This is a genomic window from Methylobacterium sp. J-067 (genome assembly GCF_022829465.1).
Lineage (GTDB): Bacteria > Pseudomonadota > Alphaproteobacteria > Rhizobiales > Beijerinckiaceae > Methylobacterium > Methylobacterium litchii.
The window spans coordinates 38,020-60,097 of record NZ_JAKSXZ010000110.1; the positions used below are offsets into that span (position 1 = coordinate 38,020).

Consider the following 22,078-nt stretch of genomic DNA (forward strand, 5'->3'; position numbering starts at 1 on the left):
TCTTTCGTCTCCAAGAGGTAAGCAGGCGCGCCGCTTCGGCCCGCGTGGAAGCGGGCGGTCGCGCAGTAAAAGCGGACCGGGCGCAAGTGTTCGGTGGACCGGTCAGGCCTCGAGAGCCGCAAGCGATCCGGTGAATCTTGTGTTAACGAGCGAAGTTACATCCGCTCGGCGCTAAATGGCGCGACTCGGCCTTGAGTCTTGCCAGCGATGCTTGACTATGCCGGGGGTCGGCCTGCGGTCAACAAAATGATCTTCTATATCTGAGTCAATCTTGGAAGATCGATCCGATTTTCTGGATCAACGCAGAACGTAGTCTGCGGTAGGGGCAGATTTTGGAGAAATTAATTCTCTCACACCGCGGCCTGATGGCAGAACCACGACGACATCGTTTCAAGGGAAGGATTTTTCTCGCGCCCGATCAGATCCCGTCCCCGAAGCCGAAGGACTGGTCCATGCTCAGCGCGGGCTCCTCGTCGGCGCGCAGGCGCGAGACGACGCGGGCCGGGACGCCGGCGACGGTCGTGTGGGCGGGCACATCACTGAGCACCACGGCGGCGGCGCCGATCTTGGCCCCCTCGCCGACGCGGACGTTGCCGAGCACCTTCGCCCCGACGCTGAGCAGCACGCCGCGGGCGATCTTCGGGTGCCGGTCGCCGCTTTCCTTTCCGTTGCCGCCGAGCGTCACCGACTGGAGAATCGACACGTCGTCGGCCACCACCGTGGTCTCACCGATCACCACCCCGGTGGCGTGGTCTATGAAGACCCCCGAGCCGATCCGTGCGGCCGGGTGGATGTCGCAGCCGAACACCTCGGAGATGCGGCTCTGGACATGCAGCGCCAGCGTCGCCCGGCCCTGATGCCAGAGCCAGTGCCCGACCCGGTAGGCTTCCAGCGCGGCGAAGCCCTTGTAGAACAGGAACGGATCCAGATAGCGGCGACAGGTCGGGTCGCGCTCGCGGATGGCGACGAGGTCGCGCACCGCATGGGCACCGGCCTCCGGATCCGCCTCGAAGGCGGACAGGCACAGGTCGCGCATCGACAGGCGGGCGAGGTCGCCGTCGCCCAGCCGGTGGGCGAGGCGGTAGGCGAGGGCCTGGGCGAGGGTGCGCTGGTCGAGGATCGTCGCCTGGATGATGCCCGCGTAGAGCGGCTCCTCGATCAGGGCGGCCTCCGCCTCGGCGCGCAACTCCGCCCAGACCTCGGTCTCGGCGGTGCTGCGGCTGATCGCCCGGAGGGGCGGCTGGAGGGTGGCGAGGGCGGCGGTCACGGTGGCGGCGATCAGTGCACCCGCCGGAACAGATCCGGCAGGTAGCCTTCGAGGAGCTCGTGCCCCTCGAAGGCGACATCGACGGTGGCCGGGCGCCCACCGTGGCCATGGATGCCGACGATCCGGCCCCTGGCGTGCCGCCAGATCCCGAGGGCTTCCGCGAGATCGAGGCGCTCGAACACCACTTCGTCTCCCCGTCTGATGGCCGATGCCGCCATGGAATCCTCCTCCGCGCGCCGCCGAAGACCGCTCCGATTCCCGGTCCACGGCCCTGTCGGCCACCCCGGGAAATGCCCTTCCGCCTCGTCATGGTCGGAGGAGAAGGTTTCGTTCGCCACGTGCCCAAATAGGAGCATGATCTTCACTAAACCATTGTCATGACTTGATAATTATTGATCAAACCCGGTTTGGCAAGGGTTGTTCCCGGGCGACCCCGGCGATATCCCGTCCCGAACGACACCGGAACCACACTCCATGGACGCTTACCTACCGGCCCTCGGGGGCGGGCTGCTGATCGGCCTCTCCGCCGCGATGCTTCTCGTCCTGAACGGCCGCATCGCCGGCATCAGCGGGCTCGTCGCCGGGCTGGGCCGGCCGGGGGAGCGCCGGCTCGCCGACTTCGCCTTCCTCGTCGGTCTCGTCCTCGGGCCGCCGCTCTTCTCGGTGATCGCAGGGCACTGGCCCGCGATGCGGATCGAGGCGTCCTGGCCGGTGCTGGCCGTCGCCGGGCTCCTCGTCGGCTTCGGCACCCGGCTCGGCTCCGGATGCACCTCCGGCCACGGGGTGTGCGGGCTCGCTCGCCTGTCGCCACGCTCGATAGTCGCGGTGCTGGTCTTCCTCGCCTCGGGCATGCTGACGGTGGCTCTCATGCGGGTGGCGTCGTGAGCGGCGGGGCACGCATCCTCGCAGCCCTCGCCGCCGGGCTGCTGTTCGGGCTTGGCCTCGCCCTGTCGGGGATGCTCGATCCCGCCCGCGTGCGCGGCTTCCTCGATATCGGGGGCGCCTGGGATCCGAGCCTCGTCTTCGTCCTCGGCGGGGCGGTGAGCGTGTCGGCCCTCGGCTACGGCTTCTCCCGCCGGCTTGCGCGTCCTGCCCTGGCCGGAAGCTTCGATCTGCCGACCTCCCGGCGGATCGACAGGCCCCTCGTCCTCGGGGCCTCCCTGTTCGGGATCGGCTGGGGCCTGTCGGGCTTCTGCCCCGGTCCGGCCGTCGCCGCGCTCTCGACCGGCGCGGCCCCGGTTCTCGTCTTCGTGGCGACGATGCTGCTGGGCATGGCGGCGCATGGACTACAGGCGCGAGGACGCCGTTAGGGCGTCGTCGCTTCGATCTGGACAGGCGTTCCGGGTCACACCGAACACGCTCAAAGGCTCACGACATCCGCTCAAGCCGAGAGCGAGTGCCCGGTCGCGGCGTAGCGGCTCGCGGGGCGAGCCAGCCCCAGGTGATCCCGCAGGGTCGCCCCCGCATAGTCCTGCCGGAACAGGCCGCGGCGCTGGAGGATCGGCACGACCGCGTCGACGAAGGTCTCCAGCCCCTCCGGCAGGACATCCGGCATCAGGTTGAAGCCGTCGGCCGCGCCGGCCCGGAACCACGCCTCGATGTCGTCGGCGATGGCCTCCGGCGTGCCGACCACGATGCGGTGGCCGACCCCGCCGCCGAGCGCCCGCAGGAGCTGGCGCACGGTCAGCTTGTCCCGCCGCGCGAGGGCGAGGGTGCCGAGGAACATCGTGTGGTTGGCGTCCGGCGGGAGCGGCAGCGGGTCGGGGAGCGGCTTGTCGAGGTCGAGCCGGGCGGGGTCGATCCGCAACGTGCCGGCGAGCCGGGCGAGGCTGTACTCCACCGGCACGAGATCCCAGAGCGCGTCCTGGCGCCGCCGGGCCTCGGCCTCGGTGGAGTCGATCACCGTGGCGAGGCCGGGCAGGATGACCAGCGCCTCCGGGCTGCGGCCATAGCGCGCCGCCCGCGTCCGCAGGTCCCGGGCATAGGCCGCGCCGTCCTCGATCGTCTGGGCCAGGGAGAACACCGCATCGGCGGTGGCGGCGGCGAGTTCGCGCCCGTCCTCCGAGCCGCCGGCCTGGAAGGTGACGGGGCGGCCTTGTGCGCTGCGCGGCACGGTGAGCGGGCCGGCGACGGTGTAGTGCGCGCCGCGGTGGTCGACGGCGTGGACCTTCGCGGTGTCGACGAACCGCCCGCTCGCCTTGTCGCCGACGAAGGCGTCGTCCTCCCAGCTGTCCCACAGGGCGTGGACGAGGTCGGTGAACTCACGGGCCCGGGCGTAGCGGGCCCCGTGCTCGGAGGCGCCCGCGAAGCCGAAGTTGCGACCGGCCGCGGCGTCGGCCGTCGTCACCACGTTCCAGCCGGCCCGGCCCCGGCTCACGAGGTCGAGGCTCGCGAAGCGGCGGGCGAGGTTGTAGGGCTCGTTGTAGGTCGTCGAGGCGGTGGCCACGAGGCCGACATGGCTCGTCACGGCCGCGACGGCTGACAGCACCACGGTCGGCTCCAGGGCGTTGAACGGCCGGTAGTCGATCCGGTCGTTGATGGCGGGCGTGTCCGCCAGGAAGATCGCGTCGAGCTTGCCGCGCTCGGCGATGCGGGCGACCCGCACGACATGATCGATGTCGAGGAAGGCGTCGGGCCGGCTCTCCGGCAGCCGCCACGCCGACGGGTAGACCCCCGAATGCAGGAGATTGACGTTGAGGTGCAGCGTGCGACCGCTCATCGACAGTCTCCGGATCAGCGGACGCGCGGCAGGATCTGCTCGGCGAAGCGGCGCATCTCCGCCTCGAACGGCTGGAACTGCAGCATGAACAGGTCGATGCCGGCGGCATGGAAGGCGCGGATCCGCTCCGCGACGGTCTCGTAGCCGCCCACGAGCCCGGCCGCCGTGCCGCCATTGGTCCCGACATGGCGGGAGGCCGCCGCATCGGTCTTGGCGAACATCACGCTCGCCGCGTCGGTGCGGGCGCGGGTGTCGGCGCGTAAGCCTGCGTCGCGCTGGGCGAGGGCGAGGAGCCGGGCGTGCTCTCCTTCCGCCTCCGCATCGGTCTCCCGCGCGATCACGAAGGCCGAGAGGCCGTAGCGGAGGGGCCCATGGGCGGCCGGGCGCCGGGCGACGTCGGCGATCAGCGCGGCGACGTCGGGCAGGGGCTGGCCGTTGATGAACCAGACGTCGGCATGGTCGGCAGCGAGCGCCCGGGCAGGCTCGGATTCGCCGCCGAGATAGATCGTCGACCGTGGCCGGAACGTGCCGGCGGGCCGGAGCTGGTAGTCCTCCGTCCGGAAATGCTCGCCGTGGACGGTCACCCGCTCGCCGCGCATCAGCCGGTCAACAAGGGCGATCCATTCGCGGCCATAGGCGTAGCGGTCGTCGTGCGCCGGGAACGGCAGCCCGGCCCGCTCGAACTCGGCCCTGTTCCAGGCATTCACGAGATTCAGGGCGAAGCGCCCGCCGCTGATATGCTCGATCTGCAAGGCCATCTTGGCGAGCACCACCGGGTGGTAGAGCCCCGGCTTGATCGCTGCGATGATCTCGATCCGCCGGGTCAGCGCGGCGAGCGCCGCCGCCCCGGTCCAGGCTTCGAGCTGGTCCCGCTGCGGGTCGTAGGGATTCATCGTGTGCTGGGCGACCAGCACCGAATCGAAGCCGAGCGCCTCGGCCTCCAGCACCAGGGCACGATTGCGCTCCCAGCTCGCATCGTCCGGCTCGTCGGGATCGTGGTGGGAGGCGCGGGAGCCGTGGACGGCGGCCCAGATGCCGAAGCGGGGGATGCTCGCCACGGCCTCAGCCCCGGCCCGTCGGCGGCTGGAAGATCGGCACGTCGGTGGCGTCGATCCGGCGGGGGATGAGCTTCGCCTCGTAGAACACGTCGGCGATGGCCTGCTGCTCGCCGAGCTGGCTGCGCTCCACAGGCTCCACCGCGTAGGTCCGGCGGCTGTTGGCGGCGGCCACCACCGCCTGCGGCAGGTCTCCCCAGATCGGGGCGAGAAGCGCCACGGCCTCCTCGGGGTTCGCCTCCATCCAGGCGCCGGCCTCGACCAGGGAGCGGTAGACGGTCGACACGACATCGGGCTGCGCGGCGACGAAGCTGTCGTTGACGACGTAGTACCGGTGGTAGCTTGTGAGCCCGGTGCCGTCGGCGATGGTCCGGACCGGGCGCTTGGCCTCGGCGAAGGCCAAGAACGGGTCCCAGATCGACCACGCGTCGAGGCGACCCTGATCGAAGGCCACGGCGCCTTCCGGCGCCTGAAGATAGGCGGCCTTGATGTCCGCGAAGGTCAGCCCCGCGCGCTTGAGCGCGGCGGCGAGCACGTAATGGCTCCCGGAGCCCCGGGAGACGCCGACCGTCTTGCCCCTCAGGTCGGCGACGGTGCGGATGGAGGAATCCGCTGGTACGATGATCGCCTCCGCCGAGGGGGCTCCCCGCTCGCGGGCGTAGAAGGTGAGGGGCGCCTTGGCGGATTGGGTGAAGATCGGCACGGCGTCGGCGACGTCGGCATGGATGTCGACCGCCCCGGCATTCATCGGCTCGATGACGCTGGTGAACAGGTGCCAGCTCGGCGTGAAGCCCAGCGGCGCCAGGCGCTCGGCCAGCGTGCCCTTCACCTTGAGCACGGTGAACAGCACCGACGAGCGCTGCATGCTGATCTTCACCTCCCGGGGCGCCGCGCGCAGGGCGGGAGCGCCGAGCGCCAGGGCGGCGGCCCCGCCGAGCCCGCCGCGCAGGAGCGTGCGGCGGGAGGGGCCGAACCGGCCCGGCAAGTCGTCGATCATCGGGCACTCGCGAATCGTGGAACGAACGGAGGAGTGGGGCGCCGGAGCATCGCCACCGGCCTGCCCGTTATTGAAGGCCAACAGGGTGCGCCGGATCAATGAAACAGGTTTTCGATTCGTCGCGCGCACGGAGGAGCCTGTCCCCCGAAGAGAGCCCCCTGAAAGACATCTCAACTCTTCATTCGCATGAGCATGAATAAATGCTCATTGAAGTGGCCGAAATTCGGCGGGGGAATGGTCTTTCGGTAGGATGCGCCGCAGTAAAACGAAAATCTTCTCTTCGAGCTGTTCACGACGCGTCGATCCCAAAGACGAAGCCCGACAGTGAATCCGCCTTGAGATCGGGAGCCGGCTCGCCGATTCCTTCGGCAAAGGCCCCCCGGGGGGTGTCGGAAATCGGAAAGTCGTAAGTCATGTCGCAAACGGATGCGGGCTGGGGTGCGGGGCCGAGCGCGCGCTACGAGACCCTTGCGGACCAATTCCGCCCGGTCTTCGCCGAGATCCGCGCCACCGCCGTCGAGAGGGACCGGGAGCGACGCTTGCCCCATGCCGAGATCGGCTGGCTGCGGGAGGCGAATTTCACCACCCTGCGCCTCTCACCTCAGGAAGGCGGCCACGGCGCTAGCCTGCTGGAACTCTTCGCCCTTCTGATCGAGCTGTCGGCGGCGGATTCGAACGTCACCAATGCACTGCGGGCGCATTTCGGCTTCACGGAGGATGCGCTGTGCTCCTCCTCGCCCGAATGGCGGGCAGGCTGGATCAAGCGGATTGGCGCGGGCGAGACGGTCGGGAGCGGCGTTTCGGAGACGGGACCTGCCAAGGTCGGTGCCTTCGATACGGTGGTGCGGCGGCGCGACGGAAAGCCCGTGATCGACGGGCGGAAGTTCTACACGACCGGCTCGCTCTTCGCGGATTACATCCATCTCTCGGCCGACGACGAGGCCGGGGGGCCAGTGACGGCGGCGGTCCCGGTGCGGGCGCCGGGCGTCACCATTGTGGACGATTGGGACGGGTTCGGACAGGCGCTCACCGCCAGCGGCACCGCCACCTTCGAGGGCGTGGCCCTCGACCAGGCGCTCATCAAGCCGGATCCGGCTCGCTTCCCCTACGCCATGGCGTTCTTCCAGCTCGTGCATCTGGCGACCCTCGCCGGGATCGGCCGAGCGGCGGCGGACGACGTGGCCCGTCTCGTCGCCGAGCGGACCCGCGTCTACAGCCACGGCAATGCCGGGCGCACGGCCGATGACCCGCAGATCCAGGCCGTCGTCGGCCGCGTCCGGGCCAACGCCTACGCGGCGGGCGCCATCGTGTTGAAGGCCGCCGAGGCGGTTCAGAGGGTCCACGACGCACACCAAGCCGGATCGCCGGAGGCGGATCGGCAGGCGACGCTGGCCGATGTCGAGGTCAACCAGGCGGTCAGCGTGGTCACCGACCTGATCCTCAGCGCGACGACGAGCCTGTTCGACGCGCTCGGCGCCTCGGCGGTAAAGGTCGGCGCCGGCCTTGACCGGTACTGGCGCAACGCCCGCACCATCGCCTCGCACAATCCGCGTCTCTACCGGGACCGCAGCGTCGGCGCCTTCGCAATCTCCGGCGAGGCCCCTCCCCGGCAGTACCGCGTCGGTTCGGCGTGAGGTGAGGGGCATGGCACGCAGCGACCGCATGCGCCTCGGCGCCTTCCTGTATCCCGGCGGGCACCATGTCGCCGCGTGGCGGCATCCGTCCTCCGACGCCGATGCCGGGATCAACGCCGCCCATTACCGCTGCCTCGCCCGCACCGCCGAGGCCGCGAAGTTCGACCTGATCTTCCTCGCGGACGGCGTCAGCATCCGGGGTGACGACGTCGACGCCCTGAGCCGCACGGCGATCCGCTACGTCGGCCAGTTCGAGCCGCTGACCCTGCTGTCGCATCTCGCGGCGGTGACGGAGCGGATCGGCCTCGTGGCCACCGCTTCGACCACCTACAACGAGCCGTTCCACGTCGCCCGCAAGTTCGCCTCCCTCGACCATCTGAGCGGCGGCCGGTCGGGCTGGAACCTCGTGACCTCCGCCGACCCGCGGGAGGCCTGGAACTTCAGCCGCGAGAGCCACCTTGCCCACGCCAACCGCTACGCCCGGGCGGAGGAGTTCGTCGACGTCGTGCGCGGCCTGTGGGATTCCTACGAGGACGACGCCTTCGTCCGCGACCGCGAGGGCGGGCGCTTCTTCGATCCCGACAAACTGCACCTGCTGGCCCATGAGGGCGAGCACTTCTCGGTACGCGGCCCGCTCAACGTGCCGCGCCCGCCGCAGGGGCATCCGGTGGTGGTGCAGGCGGGCTCGTCCGAGGCCGGCAAGGCGCTCGCCGCCCGCACCGCCGAGGTGATCTTCACCGCGCAGCAGACGCTGGAGGATGCGGTCGCCTTCTACGCCGACGTGAAGGGCCGGATGGCCCGCCACGGTCGCGATCCCGACTACCTCAAGATTATGCCCGGCGCCTTTCCGGTGGTGGGGCGCAGCGAAGCGGAGGCGCAAGACAAGTTCGCCTCGCTGCAGGACCTGATCCATCCGGTGGTCGGCCGCTCGCTTCTCGAACAGCTCACCGGCGCCGACCTGTCCGCCTACCCGGACGACGCCCCGGTGCCGGAGATGCCGGAGACCAACGGCGGCAAGAGCCGCCAGGACCTCTTCCTGCGCCTCGCTCGGCGGGAGGGGCTGACGATCCGCGAACTCTACCTGCGCGCCGCCAGCGCCCGGGGCCACTGGACGATCGTCGGGACGCCGTCTCAAATCGCCGACGCCCTGCAGGAGCGGTTCGAGGCCCGCGGCGCGGACGGCTTCAACATCATGCCGCCGACCCTGCCGGGCGGGCTCGACGACTTCGTCACCCTCGTCCTTCCGGAGCTACGGCGCCGGGGGCTCTTCCGCGAGGAATACGAGGGATCGACCCTGCGGGATCATCTCGGCCTGCCCCGGCCCGCGCACCGCATTCCGTCGACCGAATTCGGCGCGGCCGAACGAGGTGCCGCATGACGACCATTCCGCGAATATCGTCGGCGCGAGACCGGCAAGGCATCGGATCGTGAGGCCATGAGCGACAACGACACGACGATCACCGCCCGGCGGCGCTTCCTCGTCCAGGGCGCGGCGACGGCCGTGGCCGCGGTGGCCGGCGCCGCCCGCGCCGAGGAGGCGAGCCCGCCCGGCATCCCGGACTGGATGAAGGCGCCCGGCGCCGATACCGGCAGCCAGCCCTACGGCACGCCATCGCGCTTCGAGGCGGGGATCATCCGCAACGTCCCGCAAGGACTTAAGCAATACATCTCGGCCTCCACCCGCACGCCGCTTCAGGATCTCGACGGTATCCTCACGCCGAACGGCCTGTTCTACGAGCGCCACCACGGCGGCATCCCGGACATCGACCCGGCTTGCCACCGGCTCCTGATCCACGGGCTGGTGGAGCAACCCCTCATCCTGACCATGGAGGACATCCGGCGCTTCCCTAGCGAATCGCACATCCACTTCCTTGAATGTTCGGGCAATCCGGGCTTCGAGGCGATCAAGGGTAAGACGGCTTCCGACCTCGTTGGGCTCGTCAGTTGCGCCGAGTGGACGGGCGTGCGCCTCGCGACGGTTCTGCGGGAGGCCGGACTGAAGCCGGAGGCGAAGTGGGTCGTCGCCGAGGGCGCGGATGCCGCCGCGATGACCCGCAGCATCCCGATCGAGAAATGCCTCGACGACGCGTTGCTGGTCTACAGCCAGAACGGCGAGCGCCTGCGCCCGCAGCAGGGATATCCGCTGCGCGTCTTCCTGCCCGGCTTCGAGGGCAACATGAGCGTGAAGTGGCTGCGCCGCCTCAACGTCAGCGCGGAGCCGGCCTATTCCCGCGAGGAGACCGCCAAGTACACGGACCTGATGCCGGACGGCACGGCCCGCCAATTCACCTTCGTCATGGAGGCGAAGTCGATCATCACCCGGCCCTCCGGCACGCAGCGGATCGGCCCCGGCTTCCACGAGATCACCGGCATCGCCTGGACCGGGCGCGGTCGCATCCGCGCCGTGCAGGTCACGACGGACGGTGGCAAGAGCTGGCGGGAGGCAGCGTTGCAGGAGCCGGTCCTGAACAGGGCCCTGACCCGCTTCCGCCTGCCCTGGACCTGGGACGGCCAGCCGACGACCATCGCGAGCCGCGCCATCGACGAGACCGGCTACGTCCAGCCGAGCTTCGAGGACCTCACGGCGGTGCGGGGTCTCAAGTCCTTCTACCACAACAACGCGGTCGTGCCCTGGCGCATCGCAGCGGATGGGGAGGTCGCCAATGGCTACGCGTAACGTCCGGGCGCTCGCCGCCGCGTTCTGCGCGTTCGGCATCGGCGGCGCGGCTCACGGCGCGGAGCGCTTCGGAATCGGCCGCCCGGCGACACAGGCCGAAATCGCGGCCTGGAACATCGACATCGACCGCGACGGCCGGAAGCTTCCGGCCGGAAGCGGCAGCGTGGCCCACGGTCGCGCGGTGTTCGAGGCCCAATGCGCCTCCTGCCACGGCAGGCGGGGTGAAGGCGGCACGGGCGAGCGGCTCGCGGGCGGACAGGGAACGCTCGCCTCCACCAAGCCCTTGAAGACGGTCGGCAGCTTCTGGCCCTACGCGCCGACGCTGTTCGACTACATCCGTCGGGCGATGCCGATGAACGCGCCGCAATCGCTCAGCGACGACGATGTCTATGCTGTCTCGGGCTACGTCCTGCACCTGAACGGGCTCGCGCCCGAGGACGCCGTGTTCGATGCGCACTCGCTCTCGGCCATCCGTATGCCGAACCGCGACGGCTTCATCCCGGACCCTAGGCCGGATGTGAAGCCCTGACCGTCGGCCGGTGCGGGCGGAAGGATCCGCGCCGACGCCGTGCCGTCTCTCGCCGTCATTGTGCGTACGGCAGAGCCGCAGCGAGCCAAGCCCGCCGCGGCTGCATGATCGCTTCCTTGCTGAACGCGCGCGCCGGGGGCTAGGCTTAGGCGGCCTTGCCCGCCTGCGTCTCGCGCGCCCGGCTGCGACGCCCGTCCGTGCTGACCGGTGCGACGCCCTGGATCGTCACGCGCCGTACCACGCGCGGTTCGTCGTCATAGTCGTCCACGGCCCGGTGCACCGTCGCCCGGTTGTCCCAGATCGCCACGTCACCCTGCCGCCAGGACCATCGAACGGTATTCTCGGGCCGCGTCGCGTGATCGTGGAAGATCGCGAGCAGGTGCTGGGAATCCGAGGTCGTCAAGCCGAGGATCCTCTGGATGAAATGCCCGACGATCAGCGAGCGCTCGCCACTTTCCGGGTGGACATGAACCAAGGGATGCTCGGTCTCGAAGACGGTGCGGGTGAAAACCTCGTCGTACCGCCGCCGTCCGGCATCCGATACGTTCACCCGCCCGCCGACGTAGTCGTAGACATTCGAGTGCACCGCCCAGAGGCGGTCGGCGAGGTCGCGCAAAGCCTCTGGCAGTTCGGCATAGGCTGCCGCGGTATTGGCCCACAGTGTGTCGCCGCCATAGGCCGGAAGCGTCACTGCGCGGAGGATCGAGATCGCCGGGTAGTTCGGCACGAAAGTCACGTCGGTGTGCCAGGAGCTGGCACGCTCGCCCCGGCTGCCATCGATGTCGAGGGTCCCCGCCGTGCCGTCGAGGGATGGCACGGTCGGGTGCGGGACGAGATCTCCGAGCAGCCGCCCGAAGGCTTCGTGACCGGCCTCGTCCAGGGTCTGATCGCGGAAGAAGACCACCTTGTGCCGGATCAGCGCCTGCCGGATCGCCGCAACCGTCGCGGCGTCGAGGTCACCGGAGAGCGCGATGCCGCGGATCTCGGCACCGATGTGCCCGGCGACCCGGCGGATATCCAGGGCGGGCGCGGCGGTGTGGAGCGAATGGAGGACGGCACTCATCGAGAAGACTCCTCTGAGGGGTGATGGCAGGGGACGGGTTGTCGAAGCGGTTCTCAGGTCCTCGGCGGGGACCACACGATGTCCCGCACCTTGATGGGGCGGGGGATCAGGCCGAGCCGGAAGAACCGGTCGGCGGTGGTCTGCTGGGCGGTCAGGATCTCGTCCGAGAGCGGGCGGACGGCGAACTCCGTCCGGTCGGCGGCGACCTTCTGGACGGGATAGGGAACGCCCGTGACGGCGGCGAGCGACTGCGCGACCTCGTCGCGATGCGTCCTTGCCCAGCCCGCCGCCTCGGTCAGGCCCGACAGGGCGCCGGCGATGAGGCCGGGATTCTTCTCCGCGAAGGTCCGGTTGGCGAGAAAGAAGGACGAGACGTCGTGGGTCTGCCCGGTGGTCGCGAGCACGCGTGTCTCGCCGCGCGATTGCGCCAGGGCGAGATAGGGATCCCAGATCACCCAGGCATCGACGCTGTCGTTCGCAAAGGCCGAGCCGGCATCGGAGGGAAGCAGGTAGGCGGGCTTGATGTCGGAGAAGCTCAGGCCCGCCTTCTCGAGGGCGGCGATGAGGAGGTTATGGCTGCTCGTCCCGCGCCCTACGGCGACGGTCTTGCCCTTCAGGTCAGCGACCGACCGGATCGGTGAATCCGCCTTGACCAGGATGGCCTCGCCATCGCGGGTCGGTGCCGCCGCGCCGACATAGACGAGGTTGCCCCCCGCCGCCTGTGAGAAGATGGGCGGGGCGTCGCCGGTATAGCCGAAATCGATGCCGCCCGCGTTCAGTGCTTCCAGCAGGGGCGGCCCCGCCTGGAACTCGACCCAGCGCACGGCAACGCCCTGCGGTGCCAGCTGCTTCTCGATCAGGCCCTGCTGACGGGCGACGACGACGAGGCCGACCTTCTGATAGCCGATCTTCAACTCCTTCGGGGCGGTCTGCGCCAGGGCACCGGTTCCCAGGGAGAGGCCCAGAGCCAGGAATCCGAGAAGGGTGGCGGCACGGCGTCTTGTCGTGGTCAAGGCAACGGCTCCTTCGTGTGCAATCGATGACGACGTAAGCTCTGCAGCCGTCGGCGCTTGCCGCACCCCTACGCAACGACGGAGGCGGATGAGGCGATCACCCCGGCGAGATCAGGAGCGGTGAGAGCGATTTCGATTAGTTCAGGATCGCCTGCGCCACCGTCTTTGCGAGCGCAGCGAAGCAATCCAGGGCGGACCAGCTTGTCCGGAGGTGGTGAATCCCTGGGTTGCTTCGCTGCGCTCGCAAAGACAGGAGGGGCGGCATGATCTGGAGTTCCCCGGAAAGCTCTAGCAGCTGCGAATATTTATATCTTCGCTAGATCCGCCGTCAAAAGCATTCGAAACTCTTATTGCGCCCGATCCTGTGCAAGCCTTTTCTCGACCGGACGATCCGGGAAATTTTCTCGTCCATCACACCGGAGTGGGACCACCGGCATACCGGAATGCATGGGCGGCATGGCGGGCGGGAAGGCGATTCCCCTCGCCGAAGAGCTTCCTACGCAGGGAGCCGGGCGCGTAGGCGGTTTTGTAGAGGCCCCGGTCTTGAAGCTCGGGGATCACGAGGTCGATGAAGTCCGAAAAGCTCTCCGGTACGACGATTCGGCTGAGGTTGAACCCATCCACCTCCCCTTCCTCGACCCAGGATTGAAGCTCGTCCGCGATGGAGGTCGCGTCGCCGGTGAGCACGGCGTAACGCCCGCCCAGGCCCATCTCCGCCAGCAAGTCGCGCTTGGTCAGCCCCCGCTTCGCAGCCGCCGCTGTAGCGGACTGGATCGCGTTGCCCGGCGCGTAGGGGATCGCCTCGTCGAGACCGTAGTGGGCGAAATCGATGCCGGTGGAGGCGGAAAAGTGCGCGAGCCCCGCCTCGGCGCTGGCATAGCGCATGTACTCGTCGCGCTTGTCCTCAGCCTCGGCGCGGGTGCGGCCGGGGATGGCGGCGATGCCGATGAACACCTTCACGTCCTGCGGGTCGCGCCCGGCGGCAACCGCCTCGGCGCGGATCGCGCGGACGGCCTCGCGGGCGGAGGGCTTGTCCCGCGCCGAGATGAACACGCATTCGGCATGGCGCCCGGCGAAGGCCCGGCCCCGGCCGGACGCGCCCGCCTGATAGAGCACGGGCGTCCGCTGGGGCGAAGGCTCGCAGAGGTGGTAGCCGTCCACCGCCAGGAACTCGCCACGGTGGGAGATGGAGCGGATCTTGTCCGGATCGCTGAACACCCGCGCCTCGCGGTCCCTCCGGGCGGCATCGTCGTCCCAGCTTCCCTCCCAGAGCTTGTAGAGCACCTCCAGATACTCGTCGGCATAGTCATAGCGCCGGTCATGGGCGGGAAGCGCCTCGCCTCGCCCGCGATGGGCGCTCTCCAGATAGCCGGTGACGATGTTCCAGCCGACCCGGCCGCCGGTGAGATGGTCCAGCGTCGAGATCCGCCGGGCGAAGGTGTAGGGCGCTTCCGCAAAGACGTTGAGCGTGATGCCGAAGCCGAGATGCTCCGTCACCGCCGCCATGGCCGGGACGATGAGCGTCGGGTCGTTCACCGGCAGCTGCACGGCCTCCCGCGCCGTCACGTCGATGCCCGCGCCGTAGATGTCGTAGACGCCGAGGATGTCGGCGATGAAGAGCCCATCGAACAGGCCGCGTTCCAGAAGCTTCGCCTGATCGGTCCAGTAGCGCAGCGTGTTGTACTCGCCGGAGCGGTCGCGCGGATGGGTCCACAGGCCGTGATTGATGTGGCCGACGCAGTTCATGTTGAACGCGTTCAGCCGGATCTGCTTTCGGAGGGATGTCATCGTGCGCGCAGCCTCCGCACCACGGTGTCGCCCGTGAACTGCACGCAGCAGACGAGGACGATCAGGATCGCGATCACCACCGACATGACGGTGGTGTCGAAGCGCTGGTAGCCGTAGCGGATCGCCACGTCGCCGAGGCCTCCCGCGCCGACCGCACCGGCCACGGCCGAGGCGCCGATCATCGAGACGACGGTGATGGTGAAGCCGCCGACGATGCCCGGCAGGGCCTCCGGCAACAGGACGTGGAGCAGGATGTGGCGGCGGCGGCATCCGATGGATTGCGCCGCCTCGATGAGGCCGGGATCGACCTCCCGCAGGGATACCTCGGCGATCCGTGCGAAGAACGGCGTCGCACTCACCGCGAGCGGGACGATGGCCGCCCAAACGCCGATCGTGGTGCCGACCACGAGCCGGGTGAACGGGATGAGCGCCACCAGCAGCACGATGAAGGGCACGGCCCGAAAGCCGTTCACGACCAGGCCGACGAGACGGTTGGCCCGCGGCGCGGGAAAGATGCCGCCGGGACCGGAGGTGACGAGGAACAGCGCCAGCGGGATGCCCGCGAGGACCGCGATCCCCGCTGAGACGCCGACCATGAAGAGCGTGTCGAACGCCGCCTGCCAGAGGCGGTCAATCATCTGCGGCGACATAGCCGATCCCTTCGACATCCTGTCCGATGGCCCTCAGCCGGGCTTCCGCGTCCGGGCCGCCCACGGCGACGAGCATCCGGCCGACCGCATGCCCCTGGATGCGCTCGACACCCGCCTGCAGCAGGTGCACCGGCCCGCCCGTCGCCGCGACGAGGGCCGAGAGGTCGGGCGGCGTCGCGCCGGAATAGGTGATCCGCAGGACCGCCCTCCCGCCCGGCACCGGGTGCGGCCTCAGGCGCGCGGCCAGATCGTCCGGCACGTCGCGAGTGAGGGGCGCGAGCAGGGCCCGCGTTGCCGGGTGCTCCGGCGCGCCGAAGACTCGCCAGACCGGCCCGGCTTCCGCGACCTTGCCAGCCTCCAGCACCACGACATCGGTGCAGATCTCACGGATCACGCTCATCTCGTGGGTGATGAGGATGATGGTGAGCCCGAGCCGCCGGTTGATGTCCCGCAGGAGGCCCAGGATCGACAGGGTGGTCTCCGGGTCCAGCGCCGAGGTCGCCTCGTCGCATAGCAGGATCTCTGGATCGCTCACCAGGGCGCGGGCGATGCCGACCCGCTGCTTCTGGCCGCCGGACAGGCGCGACGGGTAGGTTTCCGCCTTCCCCTCCAGCCCGACAAGGCGCAGCGCCTCCTCCACCCGCCGGGCGATCTCGCGCTTCTCCACGCCCGCTACCGTGAGCGGCAGGGCCACGTTCTGCCGCACGGTCTTGGCCGAGAGCAGGTTGAAGTGCTGGAAGATCATGCCGATGCGGCGGCGCAGGGCCACGAGGCCATCCGTGCCGAGGGTGACGATCGGCTCGCCATCGACGAGCACCCGGCCGGAACTGGGTTCCTCCAACCGGTTGACGGTTCGGAGCAACGTGGACTTCCCCGCGCCCGAGCGCCCGATGATGCCGAAGATCGCCCCGGACGGGATGTCGAGGCTCACGTCGTCGAGGGCTCGAACCTCTCCCGCTGCCGAACGATACGTCTTGGAGACGCGATCGAACCGCACTGTTCCAGTACCCCGCAGACCAACGGCCGCGTGGGCTGCGGAAACCGCCTGGGGACCGGCCGCGATCGATGCGACCGGAGATACGGTGCCGACACTGTCGAGAGCCAAACCGACCATCGTCACTTCTGCCATGCGAGCAGGTAGAGCTTATCGCTTCCGGCGAAGGATTTGTGAATCTGCTGTTTGACCGCCTCGGAGTTCTGGAAGATCTGAACGAATTTTTTGATCGTCGGATCGTCCTTGCGCGAGTCCTTGCTGACGAAGCTCACCGCGAACAGCTTGTCCTCGATGCCGGAATAGATGAGCCCGCTCGTCGGATCGAAGGTCCCGGCCGCCACGATGAAGTGCGGGTACCCCTGTGCGAGGTCGACATCGCCGGTGATCCGCACGAGTTGGGGGCCCTCGACCTCGGTGAATTTCAGCTTCTTCGGGTTCTCGGTGATGTCGTCAACGGTGCCGAGGAAGCCGACGCCGTCCTTCAGCTTGATGAGCCCGGCCTTCTGCAACAGCAGCAGGCCACGTCCCTGATTGACCGGATCGTTGGCGATGGCCACCTTCCCGCCCACCGGAATCTGGTCGAAGCTCTTATGCTTCAGCGAGAACAGCCCGATATTCTGCAGGATGCCGATTCCCACGATGTCGAACCGGTAGCCCTTCTGCTTGGAGGCGTTCTCCATGAAGGGCCGGTGCTGATAGAAATTCAGATCGATATCGCCAGCGTCGAGAGCGACGTTGGGCGTTGTCCAGTCGCTGAACTCGATGACCTTCACGTCGATGCCCTGATCCTTGGCCTCCTTGGCGGCCGCATTGACAGCGTCGCTGTAGGCGCCCGGCACGGTGCCGATCTTCAGGGTCTCGGCCCCGGCCTGCCCGTGGGCTGCCATCGCACCTGTGCAAAGCAAGGCGACGGCGAGGGTCTTCAGGAAACGCATCGGTCGTGGGCTCCGGTCTGCCGCCACGGGGAAGCCGGGGCAGCGTGGTCAGGTGGGAAGGGAAGACGGCGGCCTAGGCCACCCGGCACCGGTCAGGCCGGGCGGACGGGGATGACCGAGCCGCGGTAGCGGGTGCGGATGAAGGCGGCGACCTCGGCCGAGGTCAGCAACGCGGCGAGGCGCAACACGCGAGGGTCCGTGGCCAAGCCCTCCGTCGTGACGAGGACATTCGCATACGGGCTCCCCTCGGCCCGCTCGAGGGCCAGCGCGTCACGGGCAGGTTCCAACCCGCCTTCCAGCGCGTAATTGCCGTTGATCACCGCGAGCGCCACGTCATCGAGGGAGCGCGGCAGTTGCGGGGGCGCGATCTCGACGAAACGGAACTTCCTCGGATTCTCGACGACATCGTCCAGGGTGAGGTCGATGCCGGGCTCCTTGGAGCGCAACCGGATCAGCCCGTTGGCCTGCAACAGCAAGAGCCCACGGCTCGTGTTGGAGACGCTGTTCGAGAGGGACACGATCCCGCCGGCCGGCACTTCCGCCAGGGACTTGGCCCGACGGCTGTACAAGCCCAGCGGCTCGATATGCACCGCGGCGGCGACGGCGAAGCGTATCCCCATCGAGGCCTCCTCCGATCGCAGGAAGGGCACGTGCTGGAAGAAGTTCGCGTCGGCATCCCCGTCACGAAGCAGGGCATTCGGACGGAGATCGCCTGAAATTTCGATGATCTTCAGCGGCAGCTCGGGGCCGAATTGCCCGGTCACGAATTCCAGGATTTCCGCATGGGGTACCGAGGACGCGACGATCCGCAGCGGCGCCTGCGCGGCACGAGCCGATCCCATGCTCAAGGCGAGAACGCCGGACAGGAAGACGCGACGGGTCGATACAGGCACGGTGCTGGCTTTTCGCAGTCGATTTGAAGATCAACAGTCGCCTTTGTATCTTGAATTTGCTGTTAAGCTTCAAGAGTACTGGTTGCCGAACTTTCGGCGAGACGAAGGCGATTGTTCCCGTTGATCGCCATTTGGCGGCGACGATTTTCTCCCGCCAGGGAGCGCTCACGCCTCTACAGGCCATGTCCGCTCATGTGACGAACGGCGCGTATCGGCGAATGACCGGGATGGGCGCAAAGCAGCCGGTCAAACTTGGCCGTTCGTTGACTGCTTTGCGCCCACTCCAGTCATCAAATGGCCCTTGTGCGCGTCTCCGAAGCGGACATCAATCAAGTTGGCGGCCACGACATTCCGGCGCTGTTAAACATCACTATGTCTGTGTAGCCAGTGGCCAGCCATACGCCCGAGCCCGAGGTAAGGGGGATCATCGATCCAGCAGCGCCGCAAGAAGAGCTCGCCACAGGGCTGGATCAGTCCCGGCTTCGGCACGGAGCCGATGGCCGTCGGACAGTTCCACCTCGATGGCGCCACCCGGCTCAGCCTGGTCACGCGTCGGCAGCCCCACCGGCGCCGGCAGTGCGAGTGGAACGAAGGGAGGCGAACCGGTAGGGTCGCCGCCCGCTCCTCATCTCAGGCCTCGCGTCGCCAGCGAAAGAGCGGAGATGGCGTCAGGCCACGGCGACGCGCTACAGGAGATCGACGCGGTGGTGCGCTTCGCCTCAGCAAGGATCGCCGGCTTCTCCTAACGCGTCCACGAGCGACGCGCGCCGGCCACGACGATATGGGGCGAGATCGTAGGTCCAAACACAGGGCGATACAGGCCTTCGCGACAGCATTGTATCCAGGTCCAGTATCATATCCCGCAAGGCGCCTGCCAACGAGGGCTTACATCTTATGCCTCATCCATGTCACCTGCCAGCATGCGCTTGTAGAGGGTCTTGAAGGCCGTCAGCGGCGGCTGGTCGCGCATAAGGACATTGAGTGGCTTCAGGCTTTCCGCCGTGTAAACCGAGCACCGCGGACCAAGCAGTGAAGAGTGCGGCCAGCATCAAGCCAATACGCCTGATACAAGCAGGAGCCATACGGCCGTGATCCGGCGCATTTTAGCGATTGCCTTCGGTCAAAAATGGAAGGTCGGGCGCATCCTGGGCGGGTCCTACAGGGAGCCGGACATGCACATCGTCACGCAGGATCTGCCTTCGAGAAGGGAACAAGTGGAGATCTGCCTCCGGATGGAGCCGGCGTACTCCATTCTTGATGAGGACGGGCGGCACCAAGCCGCCGCTGCCTTTTTCGCCCAGCACGACGGGATCATCGCCTGCTGGCCCGACGCCGAGGGCGTCGACGGCTACGCCGTCGCCGTGCTTAAGGGCATGAAGCACGTCGAGTCCGGGTACGCGGGCGGCTTGAGGATGGCGCAGTTCCCCTGTTTGCCATCCGACATCGAGGCCCAAAACCTTTCGGCGCTCTACGGTGATGACCGGGCCGAGCGCCGGCGCAACCTGCGAGGATACCTCAGGCGCAGGTATGGAGAAGTGTCCCCCGAGGTGTTCGAGAGCGCTCGTCGCTACTTCGAACGTTATGACCGGCTCTACCATCATCTGAATGAGCGGGAGCGAACGAAGAACGACAGCATCGCCGATACATTGCGATGGGTCCGCGAGAACCCTGGTTGGGACCGCGCAGGATAACTATCGGTGCCAAGCTCACTTTGCCCCGGGGCACCGCATGAGCCTTCGCGCCCGGTACCGCATGATCTCCTCCTGATGGCGCGGGTAGGACGATGCGGGGTCAGCGTTTGGGCACATGGCGCTGAGCTGTGGTCGCTGCAGTGCCGCCGAGACGCACCGTGAACTTCGACCGGAGGCCATGCGTGATGAGCAGTCCCAAGCCGTCTTATGCGGTCCGTCCGGGCGCCGGGTGCCAGATCTGCAGGAGATCCAGTCCCGAGCGCGGCCTGCGGTCAACCGCGACTTCTCTGTCCTCTACCACGAGGATAGCGGGATGCCGGTCAGGCTAGAACTGATCAGCCCAGTGGCGACCTCGACGTGATCAATGACGAGGCCGCGCGGAAACTCGGAACGAGGATACAGGCTGCGAGGCGTGGCGAAATCTCCGACGACCGAGCACGAAATCCATTAACTCGCCTGCATCGAGATCGAGACAGACCTAAAATTGCGCTCCGAAACACACTGCAGAACGCGGCACGGGTGTTCGGCGAGGAACCGAACGGGTTCTGCGACTGGCTCCAGAACGAGGGCGTGCTGATTAAGCAAGGCGAGTGGCTCGTGCCGCGCCGGGAGGTGTTCGAGATCAAGATCGAGGAGGCGCCCGGCGGCATTGCTTTCGTGCAGACCTTCGTCACTCCTCGGGGCATGACGTACATCGCCGGCCTCCCGAAGAAGCGGGACCTGAAGCGCGACCGCGAGGCGGCCGCCCGGACGCAGGGCGAGCTCGGCATCTGAAACGGTGCAAGCAATCGGTAGCTAAACGCCGATCGTTTCCCTTAAGGCAGGCGGCACCCGCCCCGGCCCGCCATCCCGGACACCCCCCGTGGATGCCCCCGACCTGCTCGGCGACGACGTCGTCGAGACCAACTGCGTTTGGGAGCAAAGCGGCCGCTCCTACCGGCTCCTCCTTACGTACGCGCTGACTGACGAGCTGGGGGTGGAGCCCCGGGCGTGGCTCCGCGTGTACTCCTCTGGCGGCATCTACTGTGCCGTCTACCGGCTGCCCGGGGACGTGCACCCCCGCTACGCCGGCCGCACGCCGACGCCAGCGGATTACGACGCCGCCCGTGCCGACCCGGCCGGGGTGGCGCTGTGCCTGATCCGCGAGGGCCTGGCGCAGCTTGTGGACATCGGCCGCTCCACCGCCGCGTGAGATCGCCGGGCGGGAGTGTGCGCGCTACTTATGGTGAATGCTTTCTGACGCCGCCCAGGTCGCCGCTGTCTACACCTCGGGCGGGCTCGTCGCCTTCGTCATCGCAGCAGGTATTCTCCGGCAGCCCCTCGCCAGGGCCATCGACCGCTGGAAAGGGGCGACCCTAGGGTCTGGACTCGATCAGCACCAGAACGCGACGATGGCGGCCAGAGCGAGGGCTGAGGCGTAGTTGCGGGCCAGCTTGTCGTAGCGCGCGGCGATGCGACGAAAGTCTTTGAGGCGGTTGAACATCGCCTCGATGCGCCAGCGCTCCCGATAGCGGCATCGGTCATGGCGGATCCGGCGCTTGCGACCGCGTTTGCCCGGGATGACGGGCGTGATCCCGCTGTTGCGGAGGTTGGTGCGCAGCCAATCGGCATCGTAGCCCTTGTCGGCGCTCAAGCGGCAGATCCGGCCCGGCGCCTCGGCCAGCACCGCTGGGGCAGTCGTCACGTCGCTGGCGTTGCCCGGCGTCAGCAGAAGGACGCCGGGCCGCCCGAGGACATCGGTGAGTGCGTGGATCTTGGTCGTTTGACCACCCCACGACGGGCCGATGGCCTGCGCCCTCGCCCCCCTTTCCCGTTATGGGCAGTCCGATGAGCCCGGACGTAGCTGCTGTCGAGAGCCGCCGCATCGCCAACCCACCCAGTCTTGGCCAACGCGGTCAGCATCGCCTTCCAGAAGCCGCGCCGCGACCAGCGATTGAAGCGGTTGTAGACCGTGGTGCGCGGGCCGTACGCGGCCGGGCAGTCGCGCCAGCGGCAGCCTGATGTCAGGACATGCAGGATGCCCGAGATGATCTGTCGGTCGTCCTTCCGCTCGGGGCCGGGCTGGTCCCTGGGCATGAACGGCTCGATCACCGCCCACTGCTCGTCGGAGAGCCAGAACAGGTCCGCCATCGTCACCTCCAGGCCGCAAACAGTCGCCTGGAATCACAAACCG

Annotated in this window: 23 protein-coding genes; 9 read left to right on the top strand and 14 right to left on the bottom strand. The window is 68.2% G+C overall.

Annotated features, from left to right (window positions below; translation table 11 throughout):
- Positions 1 to 418: 418 nt before the first annotated feature.
- Both cysE and MKK52_RS15200 read right to left on the bottom strand, forming a co-directional pair.
- The gene (cysE, locus tag MKK52_RS15195; RefSeq protein WP_243955190.1) at positions 419 to 1,267 is read right to left on the bottom strand and encodes a serine O-acetyltransferase; all 849 of its coding nucleotides are present in this window, start codon (positions 1,265 to 1,267) and stop codon (positions 419 to 421) included.
- 11 nt (positions 1,268 to 1,278) lie between these two features.
- A complete protein-coding gene (locus tag MKK52_RS15200) occupies positions 1,279 to 1,485 on the bottom strand; it encodes a hypothetical protein (RefSeq protein ID WP_243955192.1) in 207 nt (68 codons plus the stop codon).
- Positions 1,486 to 1,741: 256 nt separating this feature from the next.
- On the opposite strand from MKK52_RS15200, the gene MKK52_RS15205 reads away from it, so the two are divergent.
- Complete coding sequence (locus MKK52_RS15205; protein WP_243955194.1) at positions 1,742 to 2,152, top strand: YeeE/YedE family protein; 411 nt, start codon at positions 1,742 to 1,744, stop codon at positions 2,150 to 2,152.
- On the top strand, positions 2,149 to 2,577 hold the full coding sequence (locus MKK52_RS15210; protein ID WP_243955195.1) for a YeeE/YedE family protein: 429 nt from the start codon (positions 2,149 to 2,151) through the stop codon (positions 2,575 to 2,577). Before MKK52_RS15205 ends, MKK52_RS15210 begins: the two co-directional genes overlap by 4 nt.
- A gap of 71 nt (positions 2,578 to 2,648) precedes the next feature.
- Here the strand turns inward: MKK52_RS15210 and MKK52_RS15215 are convergent, their stop codons facing one another.
- The 4 genes from MKK52_RS15215 to MKK52_RS26985 all read right to left on the bottom strand — a co-directional run bounded on the left by MKK52_RS15215 (position 2,649) and on the right by MKK52_RS26985 (position 6,453).
- Complete coding sequence (locus MKK52_RS15215; RefSeq protein ID WP_243955197.1) at positions 2,649 to 3,986, bottom strand: LLM class flavin-dependent oxidoreductase; 1,338 nt, start codon at positions 3,984 to 3,986, stop codon at positions 2,649 to 2,651.
- A gap of 14 nt (positions 3,987 to 4,000) precedes the next feature.
- Entirely contained in the window at positions 4,001 to 5,044 is a 1,044-nt protein-coding gene (locus MKK52_RS15220) for an LLM class flavin-dependent oxidoreductase (protein WP_243955199.1), read from the bottom strand.
- Positions 5,045 to 5,048: 4 nt separating this feature from the next.
- A complete protein-coding gene (locus MKK52_RS15225) occupies positions 5,049 to 6,038 on the bottom strand; it encodes an ABC transporter substrate-binding protein (protein ID WP_243955201.1) in 990 nt (329 codons plus the stop codon).
- 289 nt (positions 6,039 to 6,327) lie between these two features.
- Positions 6,328 to 6,453, bottom strand: coding sequence for a hypothetical protein (locus MKK52_RS26985; RefSeq protein ID WP_279597859.1), 126 nt, complete (start codon positions 6,451 to 6,453; stop codon positions 6,328 to 6,330).
- Here MKK52_RS26985 and MKK52_RS15230 point away from each other — a divergent pair.
- Genes MKK52_RS15230 through MKK52_RS15245 form a run of 4 tightly spaced genes read left to right on the top strand, consistent with a single transcriptional unit; the run spans position 6,452 to position 10,878 of the window.
- On the top strand, positions 6,452 to 7,672 hold the full coding sequence (locus MKK52_RS15230) for an acyl-CoA dehydrogenase family protein (RefSeq protein ID WP_243955203.1): 1,221 nt from the start codon (positions 6,452 to 6,454) through the stop codon (positions 7,670 to 7,672). The genes MKK52_RS26985 and MKK52_RS15230 overlap by 2 nt on opposite strands.
- 10 nt (positions 7,673 to 7,682) lie before the next feature.
- Positions 7,683 to 9,050 carry an LLM class flavin-dependent oxidoreductase gene (locus MKK52_RS15235; RefSeq protein ID WP_243955205.1) on the top strand — a complete coding sequence of 456 codons (1,368 nt, stop codon included), beginning with the start codon at positions 7,683 to 7,685 and terminating at the stop codon, positions 9,048 to 9,050.
- 57 nt (positions 9,051 to 9,107) lie between these two features.
- Complete coding sequence (soxC, locus tag MKK52_RS15240) at positions 9,108 to 10,349, top strand: sulfite dehydrogenase (protein WP_243955207.1); 1,242 nt, start codon at positions 9,108 to 9,110, stop codon at positions 10,347 to 10,349.
- A complete protein-coding gene (locus MKK52_RS15245) occupies positions 10,336 to 10,878 on the top strand; it encodes a c-type cytochrome (protein WP_243955209.1) in 543 nt (180 codons plus the stop codon). The genes soxC and MKK52_RS15245 overlap by 14 nt, the downstream gene beginning before the upstream one ends.
- 145 nt (positions 10,879 to 11,023) lie before the next feature.
- Here the strand turns inward: MKK52_RS15245 and MKK52_RS15250 are convergent, their stop codons facing one another.
- The 7 genes from MKK52_RS15250 to MKK52_RS15280 all read right to left on the bottom strand — a co-directional run bounded on the left by MKK52_RS15250 (position 11,024) and on the right by MKK52_RS15280 (position 18,214).
- On the bottom strand, positions 11,024 to 11,941 hold the full coding sequence (locus MKK52_RS15250) for a TauD/TfdA dioxygenase family protein (protein WP_243955211.1): 918 nt from the start codon (positions 11,939 to 11,941) through the stop codon (positions 11,024 to 11,026).
- Positions 11,942 to 11,994: 53 nt separating this feature from the next.
- On the bottom strand, positions 11,995 to 12,954 hold the full coding sequence (locus MKK52_RS15255) for a sulfonate ABC transporter substrate-binding protein (protein ID WP_243955213.1): 960 nt from the start codon (positions 12,952 to 12,954) through the stop codon (positions 11,995 to 11,997).
- A gap of 411 nt (positions 12,955 to 13,365) precedes the next feature.
- Positions 13,366 to 14,742: an LLM class flavin-dependent oxidoreductase gene (locus MKK52_RS15260; RefSeq protein WP_243955215.1), complete on the bottom strand. Its 1,377-nt coding sequence runs from the start codon at positions 14,740 to 14,742 to the stop codon at positions 13,366 to 13,368.
- On the bottom strand, positions 14,739 to 15,392 hold the full coding sequence (locus tag MKK52_RS15265) for a methionine ABC transporter permease (RefSeq protein ID WP_243955217.1): 654 nt from the start codon (positions 15,390 to 15,392) through the stop codon (positions 14,739 to 14,741). Before MKK52_RS15265 ends, MKK52_RS15260 begins: the two co-directional genes overlap by 4 nt.
- Positions 15,373 to 16,506, bottom strand: a complete 1,134-nt coding sequence (locus MKK52_RS15270) for a methionine ABC transporter ATP-binding protein (RefSeq protein ID WP_243955219.1) — start codon at positions 16,504 to 16,506, stop codon at positions 15,373 to 15,375. The genes MKK52_RS15265 and MKK52_RS15270 overlap by 20 nt, the downstream gene beginning before the upstream one ends.
- 2 nt (positions 16,507 to 16,508) lie before the next feature.
- Entirely contained in the window at positions 16,509 to 17,321 is an 813-nt protein-coding gene (locus tag MKK52_RS15275; protein WP_243955221.1) for a MetQ/NlpA family ABC transporter substrate-binding protein, read from the bottom strand.
- Between the two features lie 92 nt (positions 17,322 to 17,413).
- Positions 17,414 to 18,214 (bottom strand): MetQ/NlpA family ABC transporter substrate-binding protein, encoded by an 801-nt coding sequence (locus MKK52_RS15280; RefSeq protein WP_243955223.1) that lies wholly within the window; start codon positions 18,212 to 18,214, stop codon positions 17,414 to 17,416.
- A 1,088-nt stretch (positions 18,215 to 19,302) separates the two neighbouring features.
- Here MKK52_RS15280 and MKK52_RS15285 point away from each other — a divergent pair.
- The 3 genes from MKK52_RS15285 to MKK52_RS15295 all read left to right on the top strand — a co-directional run bounded on the left by MKK52_RS15285 (position 19,303) and on the right by MKK52_RS15295 (position 21,097).
- Complete coding sequence (locus tag MKK52_RS15285) at positions 19,303 to 19,905, top strand: hypothetical protein (protein ID WP_243955226.1); 603 nt, start codon at positions 19,303 to 19,305, stop codon at positions 19,903 to 19,905.
- 357 nt (positions 19,906 to 20,262) lie between these two features.
- Positions 20,263 to 20,679: a phage antirepressor KilAC domain-containing protein gene (locus tag MKK52_RS27260; protein WP_409564678.1), complete on the top strand. Its 417-nt coding sequence runs from the start codon at positions 20,263 to 20,265 to the stop codon at positions 20,677 to 20,679.
- Between the two features lie 88 nt (positions 20,680 to 20,767).
- Positions 20,768 to 21,097, top strand: a complete 330-nt coding sequence (locus tag MKK52_RS15295; protein ID WP_243955229.1) for a hypothetical protein — start codon at positions 20,768 to 20,770, stop codon at positions 21,095 to 21,097.
- Between the two features lie 180 nt (positions 21,098 to 21,277).
- Here MKK52_RS15295 and MKK52_RS15300 read toward each other — a convergent pair.
- Positions 21,278 to 22,035, bottom strand: a protein-coding gene (locus MKK52_RS15300; RefSeq protein WP_243955231.1) for an IS5 family transposase whose coding sequence is annotated in 2 segments (ribosomal slippage) — positions 21,278 to 21,705 and positions 21,705 to 22,035 — 759 coding nt in all. Because the reading frame shifts where the segments join, the coding sequence is not laid out codon by codon here.
- Between the last annotated feature and the right edge of the window lie 43 nt (positions 22,036 to 22,078).

Excerpts from the sequence above, each read along its gene's own strand:
- MKK52_RS15205 (WP_243955194.1), top strand. The coding sequence starts at position 1,742 with ATGGACGCTTACCTACCGGCCCTCGGGGGCGGGCTGCTGATCGGCCTC.
- MKK52_RS15215 (WP_243955197.1), bottom strand. The coding sequence starts at position 3,986 with ATGAGCGGTCGCACGCTGCACCTCAACGTCAATCTCCTGCATTCGGGG.
- soxC (WP_243955207.1), top strand. The coding sequence starts at position 9,108 with ATGAGCGACAACGACACGACGATCACCGCCCGGCGGCGCTTCCTCGTC.
- MKK52_RS15265 (WP_243955217.1), bottom strand. The coding sequence starts at position 15,392 with ATGTCGCCGCAGATGATTGACCGCCTCTGGCAGGCGGCGTTCGACACG.
- MKK52_RS15225 (WP_243955201.1), bottom strand. The coding sequence starts at position 6,038 with ATGATCGACGACTTGCCGGGCCGGTTCGGCCCCTCCCGCCGCACGCTC.
- MKK52_RS15235 (WP_243955205.1), top strand. The coding sequence starts at position 7,683 with ATGGCACGCAGCGACCGCATGCGCCTCGGCGCCTTCCTGTATCCCGGC.
- MKK52_RS15275 (WP_243955221.1), bottom strand. The coding sequence starts at position 17,321 with ATGCGTTTCCTGAAGACCCTCGCCGTCGCCTTGCTTTGCACAGGTGCG.
- MKK52_RS26985 (WP_279597859.1), bottom strand. The coding sequence starts at position 6,453 with ATGACTTACGACTTTCCGATTTCCGACACCCCCCGGGGGGCCTTTGCC.
- MKK52_RS15230 (WP_243955203.1), top strand. The coding sequence starts at position 6,452 with ATGTCGCAAACGGATGCGGGCTGGGGTGCGGGGCCGAGCGCGCGCTAC.
- MKK52_RS15270 (WP_243955219.1), bottom strand. The coding sequence starts at position 16,506 with ATGGTCGGTTTGGCTCTCGACAGTGTCGGCACCGTATCTCCGGTCGCA.
- MKK52_RS15250 (WP_243955211.1), bottom strand. The coding sequence starts at position 11,941 with ATGAGTGCCGTCCTCCATTCGCTCCACACCGCCGCGCCCGCCCTGGAT.
- MKK52_RS15260 (WP_243955215.1), bottom strand. The coding sequence starts at position 14,742 with ATGACATCCCTCCGAAAGCAGATCCGGCTGAACGCGTTCAACATGAAC.
- MKK52_RS15245 (WP_243955209.1), top strand. The coding sequence starts at position 10,336 with ATGGCTACGCGTAACGTCCGGGCGCTCGCCGCCGCGTTCTGCGCGTTC.
- MKK52_RS15200 (WP_243955192.1), bottom strand. The coding sequence starts at position 1,485 with ATGGCGGCATCGGCCATCAGACGGGGAGACGAAGTGGTGTTCGAGCGC.